Source organism: Dolichospermum circinale AWQC310F (assembly GCF_000426925.1).
GTDB classification, from domain to species: Bacteria; Cyanobacteriota; Cyanobacteriia; order Cyanobacteriales; family Nostocaceae; genus Dolichospermum; species Dolichospermum circinale.
In genome coordinates this window covers 1-2,521 of record NZ_KE384665.1, presented here as the reverse complement: position 1 = coordinate 2,521, position 2,521 = coordinate 1, and the positions used below count along the sequence as shown (strand labels likewise).

Sequence of the window (2,521 nt, the reverse complement as noted above, 5' to 3'; positions counted from 1 at the left end):
CTGACCACTGACAACTGACCACTGACAACTGACCACTGACAACTGACCACTGACTACTGACTACTGACAACTGACAACTGACCACTGACAACTGACCACTGACCACTGACCACTGACAACTGACCACTGACCACTGACAACTGACCACTGACAACTGACCACTGACAACTGACCACTGACAACTGACCACTGACAACTGACCACTGACAACTGACCACTGACTACTGACTACTGACATCCTTTAGTTATAATTGCGCCAAATACCCACCAAAGAACCTTGTACTTCCACTTGCACTGCTAGAACTTCTATGGGATTGTAATTAGGATTTGCGGGTTTGAGAGTGACAAGATCATCATGACGATAAAAACGTTTTAAGGTTGTTCCGTGTCCTCCCACCCTTGCAGCCACAATAGTCCCATTTTTTAATTGATTGGGTTCAGCCACCGGGCGCAAAAATACTACATCACCATCTGCAATCAAATCTTCAATCATACTATCCCCAGCGACCCGTAAAGCATAGCTTTTAGGAGGTAATGATAAATTAGCTAAATCCATAAGTTCCACCGCGTCTGTGAACGGTTCTATCAAACCACCTGCGGCAATAGTTCCTAAAATTGGTACACCTTGTTTCACAGGATGAAGTATACGCAGAGTTCTGGCTCTACCTTCGTCCCAGCCAATATAGCCCTTATTGCGTAAATGTTCCAAACGACTTTGCACTGGTGCGGGAGATTTCAAATTCATCCCTTGCATCATTTGGCGAATGGAGGGAGAATGTTGATTCAATTTAATATATTCTACCAACCATTCGTATAGTTCTTTTTGCGGTTCTGTGAGACGTTCCATAATTTTTTCGGGAAGTGAATAATAAATAAATGCCCATAGAACATTGGTACTACAAAATTCTTCTCTTCACAAGCTTTTATTGAAAATTTATGGTAAATAATAGGCAAGAGGGAATAGGCAAGAGTAAGTAGATAAGAATTTTACCAATTACCTTTACCCATTACCCATTACCCATTGTTATTTTGCTCCAAGAATACTGGCTAGTAAAGCTTTTTGAGCGTGTAGGCGATTTTCTGCTTGATCCCAAACTCGTGACTGTGAACCTTCAATTACCTCTTCAGTAATTTCTTCACCACGATGTGCCGGTAAACAGTGTAAAACAATTGCTTCTGGATCAGCAAGACTTAATAACTGTTCAGAAATTTGATAGGGTTGAAAAACAGGAAAACGATTATTGGCCTGTGTTTCTTGTCCCATGCTTGCCCAAACATCAGTATACAGCACAGATGCACCTTTAGCCGCTGCTTGGGGATCATGAGTCAGCAGAACCTCAGTTTTATTATTAGCGATCGCTCTGGATTTTTCCACAATTTCCGCATCTGGAGAATATCCCGACGGAAAAGCTATTCTGACATTCATTCCCACTAAAGCACAACCCAACATCAGGGAATTAGCGACATTATTACCATCACCAACATAAGTTAAGGTTAAACCAGCTAAACTTCCAAATTTTTCCTGAATTGTCAACAAATCAGCTAGAATTTGACAAGGATGTTCCAAATCTGTCAAGGCATTGATCACCGGAATTTTCGCATATTTAGCAAAAGTTTCCAACTCCTGTTGGGCAAAAGTGCGAACTGCTAAAACATCCAAATAACGATCTAATACCCTAGCAGTATCCTGGATAGGTTCTCCTCGACTCACCTGGGTTACATTAGGGTGAAGATCAATTACCTGTCCCCCTAATTGGTACATGGCTACTGTAAAACTAACTCTAGTGCGTGTTGAAGCTTTAGAGAATAACAACCCCAAGACCTTGTGACAATGTAGTTTGAGTTTTTCTGACTTGAGTTGAGTAGCCAATTCTAGCAGTTCTTGCAGTTCCCCAGAACTTAGATCCGCTAAACTTAATAAATCTCTGCCTATTAATGCTGCCATGCCTGATTATATATTATAAAGAACAAATGGTTTTACACGCCTTCACTTAGCTGTGTTATGAGGAATACAAAATTGAACTTTACCAAATATTTTTGCATGAATCTACAACATGGCCGCTAGTTTTGACTATTTTTGACAAACAGAAAAATATTTTGTTTACCCTCTAGACAAATCATTTACATGAGGCTATAATGTGTAATCGGTGAGGGAATAAAAAAATCTTCCCGCCAACACCAACCGCCAGCATAGCACAGTGGTAGTGCATCCGACTTGTAATCGGAAGGTCGCAGGTTCAAATCCAGCTGCTGGCCTGGTTTTTTTATTTGATACCTATTCTCAAAATAACCATATATCTGCTTGCAGCAGCCCTCTGCGATCGCCTAAAAATACTTAAACGCCATAAAAATGGTGTAATTACGTAAAACATAAAGCAAGCAGGAATAATACACTAAGAAATATTACTACATAAATTAAGCTATTAGCCAGCTAAATTGTCAAATCCGAATATGGGATACACAACTAACGTAGTTAACCAAGGTCAAACAGTGTCAATTGCTGATAGTTCGCTCTCTGATT

General features: G+C 40.3%; 2 protein-coding genes, 1 tRNA gene and 1 pseudogene. 1 reads left to right on the top strand and 3 read right to left on the bottom strand.

Features of this window, described 5'->3' with window-relative positions:
• From ACIR310F_RS27655 to argF, 3 genes and pseudogenes are all read right to left on the bottom strand, one after another.
• A pseudogene (locus ACIR310F_RS27655) lies at positions 1-238 on the bottom strand (hypothetical protein); the annotation flags it as partial.
• 3 nt (positions 239-241) lie between these two features.
• Positions 242-847 carry a transcriptional repressor LexA gene (gene lexA / locus ACIR310F_RS0102680; protein ID WP_028082489.1) on the bottom strand — a complete coding sequence of 202 codons (606 nt, stop codon included), beginning with the start codon at positions 845-847 and terminating at the stop codon, positions 242-244.
• Between the two features lie 177 nt (positions 848-1,024).
• Positions 1,025-1,945 (bottom strand): ornithine carbamoyltransferase, encoded by a 921-nt coding sequence (gene argF / locus ACIR310F_RS0102675; protein ID WP_028082488.1) that lies wholly within the window; start codon positions 1,943-1,945, stop codon positions 1,025-1,027.
• Between the two features lie 239 nt (positions 1,946-2,184).
• On the opposite strand from argF, the gene ACIR310F_RS0102670 reads away from it, so the two are divergent.
• Positions 2,185-2,256: transfer RNA gene (locus ACIR310F_RS0102670), tRNA-Thr, on the top strand.
• Positions 2,257-2,521 lie beyond the last annotated feature (265 nt).

What these genes read in the sequence shown, in the direction of transcription:
- argF (WP_028082488.1), bottom strand. Translation starts at nt 1,945, where the DNA reads ATGGCAGCATTAATAGGCAGAGATTTATTAAGTTTAGCGGATCTAAGT.
- lexA (WP_028082489.1), bottom strand. Translation starts at nt 847, where the DNA reads ATGGAACGTCTCACAGAACCGCAAAAAGAACTATACGAATGGTTGGTA.